This is a genomic window from Dietzia sp. CQ4 (assembly GCF_014145125.1).
GTDB classification, from domain to species: domain Bacteria; phylum Actinomycetota; class Actinomycetes; order Mycobacteriales; family Mycobacteriaceae; genus Dietzia; species Dietzia natronolimnaea.
The window spans coordinates 1-6,019 of record NZ_JAALDZ010000194.1 but is presented as its reverse complement, the minus strand read 5'-3'; the positions used below and the strand labels follow the sequence as shown (position 1 = coordinate 6,019).

At 70.5% G+C, this 6,019-nt stretch carries 6 protein-coding genes; 3 read left to right on the top strand and 3 right to left on the bottom strand.

Features of this window, described 5'->3' with window-relative positions; all coding sequences use genetic code 11:
- The first annotated feature begins 255 nt into the window (after window positions 1-255).
- Entirely contained in the window at window positions 256-1,020 is a 765-nt protein-coding gene (locus G6031_RS11805; RefSeq protein ID WP_182653361.1) for an IclR family transcriptional regulator, read from the top strand.
- Window positions 1,021-1,078: 58 nt separating this feature from the next.
- On the opposite strand, the gene G6031_RS11800 is transcribed toward G6031_RS11805, so the two are convergent.
- On the bottom strand, window positions 1,079-1,864 hold the full coding sequence (locus G6031_RS11800; protein WP_182653360.1) for a 2-keto-4-pentenoate hydratase: 786 nt from the start codon (window positions 1,862-1,864) through the stop codon (window positions 1,079-1,081).
- A gap of 60 nt (window positions 1,865-1,924) precedes the next feature.
- Between G6031_RS11800 and kstD the strand changes: the two genes are divergently transcribed.
- Window positions 1,925-3,673: a 3-oxosteroid 1-dehydrogenase gene (kstD, locus tag G6031_RS11795; protein WP_182653359.1), complete on the top strand. Its 1,749-nt coding sequence runs from the start codon at window positions 1,925-1,927 to the stop codon at window positions 3,671-3,673.
- Window positions 3,674-3,675: 2 nt separating this feature from the next.
- Window positions 3,676-4,536 (top strand): MaoC/PaaZ C-terminal domain-containing protein, encoded by an 861-nt coding sequence (locus G6031_RS11790; protein WP_182653358.1) that lies wholly within the window; start codon window positions 3,676-3,678, stop codon window positions 4,534-4,536.
- A gap of 115 nt (window positions 4,537-4,651) precedes the next feature.
- On the opposite strand, the gene G6031_RS11785 is transcribed toward G6031_RS11790, so the two are convergent.
- Both G6031_RS11785 and G6031_RS11780 read right to left on the bottom strand, forming a co-directional pair.
- A complete protein-coding gene (locus tag G6031_RS11785) occupies window positions 4,652-5,695 on the bottom strand; it encodes an LLM class F420-dependent oxidoreductase (RefSeq protein ID WP_182653357.1) in 1,044 nt (347 codons plus the stop codon).
- Window positions 5,696-5,705: 10 nt separating this feature from the next.
- On the bottom strand, window positions 5,706-6,019 hold a 314-nt coding region (locus G6031_RS11780), incomplete at its 5' end, for a hypothetical protein (RefSeq protein ID WP_241737320.1).

Genomic DNA, 6,019 nt, shown 5'->3' with positions numbered 1-6,019 from the left:
GGCGAGGTTCTGCGCCAGAGTGGCCGACCGCGCCACCTCGCTCAACGCCTCGGCGCCCAACGTGTCGAGAGCCTCCGGCACGGCGCGAAGCGCCCCGAACGCCGCCGAACTCGTCGTCGTCGCACTCATTACCGACCAACCTCCCCCGCGGCGCCCGTATCGAACATACGTACTACTCTAATGTCACCACCTCACTAGCGCAAGCGTTCGAATCATCCGTCACTCGATGTCGGACCTCCGCGCTACACTCACCACATGTCCGAACCGCCCGTCTCCCCCGTCGATCGCGCCTTCGACGTACTGCGGGTGACGGCGGCGGGAACCGGCCTGACACTGAGCGAGATCTCCCGCGAGGCCGGGTTGGCCAAGTCCACGACCCTTCGCCTCCTGGCCGCACTCGAGCGAAACGATGCGGTCACGCGCATCGGCCAGCGCTATCGACTGGGGCCGCTGGTGCATGAGCTGGATCCGATTCCTGCCTCGCCGGCATACGAGCGGACCCGCCGCGTACTCACACCGTTCCTCGCGCACCTCTTCGAGGCGACCCGGGCGACGGTGCACCTGGCCACGCTGCACGGTGACGAGGTGGTGTACCTCAATAAGCTGCACGGTCCGCGGCCGATCCCGTCGCCGTCGCGGATCGGCGGCGGACTGCCGGCCTATTGCACCGGAGTGGGCAAAGCGATGTTGGCGTTCGACGACGCCGCCGCCGAGCGGGTGTCGCAGGGCCCGCTGATCGCCTGGACCGACACCACGCTCACCTCGCCGGATGCGCTCGCCGTGGAGCTGGCGGAGATCCGGCGCAGAAGGCGATCGGTGGATCGCGCCGAGCTCACGCCCGGCCTCTACTGCGTGGCCGCGCCCGTGTTCGACGACGACGAGGACGGCGCCTGCGGAACACGAGCGGTGGCGGCGCTCTCCGCTAGCGCGGCGGACGGTGCTGCACTCACTCGCCTGGAGCCACTGGTCACCAGGGTGGCCGCGGCCGCCAGTCGCGCGATGGCGGCGGACCGGACGTGACGAGAGCCGAGGGAACGTGAGCGTCGCAGCCGAACCCCCGCACTGGCTGCCCCCCGCGCTAGCGGAACTCCATGGTCACGTCCCCCAGGCCGGCGAACTCGGCGCGGAAGGAATCGCCGGGCGCAGCGTCCATCGCACGGATCGCGGTGCCGGGCAGGATCACGTCTCCCTTGCGCAGGCGGACGCCGAACTTGGCGACCGTCGAGGCCAACCAGCCCACCGAATTGAGCGGGTTGCCCAGGACCGCGTCGGAGCGGCCGGACGCGAGGAACTCGCCGTTCTTGTAGAGGGTCGCATCGATCGCGGCGACGTCCAGGTCCGTCAGCCGCACGCGCTGCTGCCCGACGACATACCCGCAGGACGACGCGTTGTCGGCGATCGTGTCGGGCAGGGTGATCTTCCAGTCGCGGATGCGCGAGTCGATCAGCTCGATCGAGGGCACGACCCACTCGATGGCGGCGGCGGCCTCCTCCTGCGAGCACCCCTCTGGCGGGATGTCGGCGCCGAGGATGAAGCCCACCTCGACCTCGACGCGCGGGAAGCAGAACCGGGCAGCCTCGACCGGCGCCCCCTCCGGGTACTCCATCGTGTCGAGGAGATGGCCGTAGTCGGGTTCGTCGACGCCCATCATCTCCTGCATGGCCTTGGAGGCCAGACCCACCTTGTGTCCGGTGACCACCGCGCCGGCCTCGAGCTTGCGGCGGATGTTGACGAGCTGGATCTCGAACGCGTCGTCCGGGGTCATTTCGGGATGGTCGTCGGTGAGCGGCGCGATGGGCGCCACGTCGGCCTCGGCGTCCCAGAGTCGCTGGGCGAGTGTGGCGCGGGTCTCCTCGTTGAGCATGACCGGGATGCTACCTCGACCGTGTGGCGCTCGAGCCCCCGGTTCTATAACGTGTTCTACATGGCAGACCAGGAGTTCGACGTCGTCGTCGTCGGTAGCGGTGGAGCAGGCATGACGGCCGCCCTCGCAGCAGCGAAGAAGGGCCTCAGCGTGGTCCTCGTGGAGAAAGCACCGCACTATGGCGGCTCCACCGCCCGTTCCGGCGGCGGCGTGTGGATCCCGGGGAACTCCGTCCTCCGACGGGACGGCGTCCAGGACACCCCGGAGGCCGCCCGGACCTACCTCCGGGCGATCGTCGGCGACGTCGTGGCCCCGGAACGGATCGACGCGTACGTCGACCGCGGCCCCGAGGTCCTGGACTTCGTCCTCGCCAACTCCCCCCTCGAGATGGAGTGGGTGGTCGACTACTCGGACTACTACCCCGAGTCCCCGGGAGGACGACTCGGCGGCAGGTCCGTCGAGCCCAAGCCGTTCGACCTGCGCCAGTTGGGTTCCGAGGCCGCGCGGCTCGAGCCCCCCTACGCCAAGGCTCCGGCGAACATGGTGGTCAAGCAGTCCGACTACCGCTGGCTCAACCTCCTCCAGCGCCCCACCACCAAGGGTTTCCGGCGCTCCGTCCGTGTGACGATGCGCATGCTGCTGGCGAAGGCCCGGGGGGCCAACATGGTGGGCATGGGCCGCGCGCTCATCGCCGCCATGCGCAAGGGCCTCCTGGACGCGGGTGTCCCGGTGTGGCTCAACACGCCGATGACCGGTCTGGTCACCGAGGGCAGCGGGTTGGACGAGCGGGTCGTCGGCATCACCGTGACCCGCGGCGGCGAGGAGCAGACCCTCCGCGCCCGACGTGGCGTGATCATCGGCTCGGGCGGGTTCGAGCACAACCAGGAGATGCGGGACAAGTACCAGCGTCAGCCCATCCCCACCTCGTGGACGGTCGGCGCCGCCGGCAACACCGGCGAGGGGATCGAGTACATGGAGAAGGTGGGGGCGGAACTGGCCTTCATGGAGGACGCCTGGTGGGGTCCCACGATCCTGCTCCCCCGCGGTCCGTGGTTCGCGCTCGCCGAGCGCTCGCTGCCCTGTTCGTTCCTCGTCAACTCGCGCGGCGAGCGGTTCATGAACGAGTCGCTGCCGTACGTCGAGGCCGGGCACCGGATGTACGGCGGGGAGTACGGGCAGGCCCCCGCCGACCAGCAGGGCGCCGAGGGCGAGAACGTCCCGGCCTGGATCATCTTCGACCAGGAGTACAAGAACCGGTATCTCTTCGCCGGATTGCAGGCGAAGCAGCCGCTGCCGAAGAAGTGGCTCGAGACGGAGAACTTCCACAAGGCCGACACGCTCGCCGAGCTCGCCGGACTGATCGGCGTCCCGGCGGACGCGCTGGAGAAGACGGCCGCCCGGTTCAACGGCTTCGCCGAGAGAGGCGTGGACGAGGACTTCCAGCGGGGCGTCTCGGGGTACGACCACTACTACGGCGACCCCACCAACAAGCCCAACCCGAGCCTCGGTCCCGTCCGCAAGGCACCGTTCTTCGCCGCCAAGATGGTGCCCGGGGACCTCGGGACAAAGGGCGGGGCGAACACCGACGTCCACGGCCGCGTCCTCCGCTCGGACGGCTCCGTGATCCAGGGGCTCTACGCCGCCGGCAACGCGTCGTCGCCGGTCATGGGCCACACCTACGCCGGGCCCGGGGCGACCATCGGCCCCGCGATGGTCTTCGGGTACCTCGCGGTCGAGCACATGCTGGCCGGCGCCGCCGCCGGGTCCACCACCACCGAACCGACCACCACCGACAAGACGGGAGTCTGACCGTGCCGATCGACCTCTCGATTGCCCTGGGGGCCGAGCTTCCCTCGCAGGAGTTCTCCTGGACCGCCTCGGACGTTGCGCTCTACGCACTCGGAGTCGGCGCGGCCGGGGACCCCATGGACACCGCCGGGTTGGACTACGTGGACGACCTGCATCCCAAGGTGTTGCCGTCGTTCGCCACCGTCGCCGCCACGATGAACGTCACGGAGGCGCCGCGGGTGTCCTTCCCCGGGGTCGAGATCGACCTGGCCAAGGTCGTACACGGTAGCCAGTCCGTCGAGGTGCACCGCCCGATCCCCGCGGCCGGCACCGCCGTCACCACGACCAGGATCGCCGAGATCCAGGACAAGGGTTCGGCCGCGGTGATCATCCAGGAGTCCGAGACGGTCTCCGCCGAGGGCGAGAAGCTGTGGACCTCTCGATCCGGGATCTTCGCCCGTGGCGAGGGGGGCTTCGGTGGCGAGCGCGGGACCTCCGAGAAGGTGGAGTACCCCGAGCGGGACGCCGACCACACCATCGAGGTCGCGAGCCTGCCCCAGCAGGCGCTGCTCTACCGCCTCTGCGGGGACCGCAACCCCCTGCACTCCGATCCCGCGTTCGCCGAGGCGGCCGGGTTCCCGCGGCCGATCCTCCACGGCCTGTGCTCCTACGGCATGGTGCTGCGGGCCGTCGTGGACGAGGTCCTGGGCGGCGACGTCGAGCGGGTCCGCGGCTACGGCGTGACGTTCGGCGGCATCTTCTTCCCCGGCGAGACCATGCGCGTCCGCGTGTGGGAGGACGGCTCGCGACTGCTCGTGGCGGCCACGGCCGCCGAGCGGGACGACGCCCCCGTGCTCAAGAACGTGGTCGTCGACCTCACCTGACCGCGCGACGCGCCCCCGATACCCCACTCCCGATACGACGAACGCCCCGCAGCCACCGCCGCGGGGCGTTCGTCGTGCCGGCGTGCGTCGTGCCGGCGTTCGTCGTGCCAGGGGTTCAGCAGAGCGCGCGGAACCGCTCCACCAACCGGATCCGGCCGGGGGCGTCCATCGCCATCGGCGTGACCGTGAGGGTGGTGGCCCCGGCCTCACGGAACGCCTCGACCCGCTCGGCCACGTACGACTCGGGGCCGATCAGCGAGACCGACCGGACCAGCTCGTCGGGCACCGCGGCCGCGGCCTCGTCCTTCTTGCCGTCCAGGTACAGGTCCTGGATGCGGGCGGCCTCGTCCTCGTAGCCGTAGCGGCACGCGAGCTCGTTGTAGAAGTTCTTGCCGCGGGCGCCCATCCCACCGATGTAGAGGGCCAGGTGCGGGCGCACGAAGTCCAGGTAGCCCGGCACCTCGTTCTCCTCGCAGATCGCCAGCGGGGGTCCGGCGTAGACCTCGAGCTCTCCGAGAGAGGGATCGCGCTTCTCACGCCCCTTGGCCAGCGGCTCACCCCACGCCAGGTGGGCCTTCTCGGGGTGGAAGAAGATCGGCTGCCAGCCGTCGGCGATCTCGGCGGCCAGCTGCACGTTCTTCGGCCCGAGCGCCGCCAGCACGATCGGGATGTTCTCGCGCACCGGGTGGTTGATGAGCTTGAGCGGCTTGCCCAGGCCCGTGCCCTGGTCGGCGGGCAGCGGGATCTGGTACTTGGCCCCGTCGTGCACGAGCTTCTCCCGGCGCCACACCTTGCGGCAGATCTCGATGACCTCGCGCGTGCGGGCCAGCGGCGCGTCGTAGCGCACGCCGTGGAAGCCCTCGACGACCTGCGGGCCGGAGGCGCCGAGGCCCAGGATGAAGCGGCCGTCGGAGACGAAGTCCAGCCCGGCGGCGGTCATGGCAGTCAGGGTGGGCGTGCGGGTGTAGATCTGCAGGATGCCCGAGGCCAGCTCCATGGTCGAGGTCTTGGCCGCGAGGTACCCGAGCTGGCTCACCGCGTCGAACGAGTAGGCCTCGGGGACGAACGCGATGTCCAGCCCCGCCCGCTCGAGGTCCGCGGCCTCCGCGGCCGTCTCGGCGAAGCCGCCGCTGTAGTTCAGAGCCATTCCGATGCGCATGCGGGTAACGCTACCGGGGGGCCGTGGCACCCCGTCCGCGGGCCGCCACGGCCCCGGCCCGGGTCACCGCGGTCCCGGCTCGGATCACCGCGTCGACCTCGCCCCCGACCCGCACGAACACCCCGACGCGTCGGCGCAGCGGCGAGTCGGTGCGCTCGTACCCCATGAAACGCATTCCCGCGACCGTGGCGACGTCCAGGACGGTGGACTCGGGCAGGTCGACGTCCGAGGTGGGGACGACGACGAGGTCGGCGGACCCCAGCATCCGTGCCAGCCGCAGACGGCGCGTCTGTTCGTCCCCCCGGCGACGCAGTGCCCGGCGCA

Excerpts from the sequence above, each read along its gene's own strand:
- G6031_RS11805 (WP_182653361.1), top strand. The coding sequence starts at position 256 with ATGTCCGAACCGCCCGTCTCCCCCGTCGATCGCGCCTTCGACGTACTG.
- G6031_RS11800 (WP_182653360.1), bottom strand. The coding sequence starts at position 1,864 with ATGCTCAACGAGGAGACCCGCGCCACACTCGCCCAGCGACTCTGGGAC.
- kstD (WP_182653359.1), top strand. The coding sequence starts at position 1,925 with ATGGCAGACCAGGAGTTCGACGTCGTCGTCGTCGGTAGCGGTGGAGCA.
- G6031_RS11785 (WP_182653357.1), bottom strand. The coding sequence starts at position 5,695 with ATGCGCATCGGAATGGCTCTGAACTACAGCGGCGGCTTCGCCGAGACG.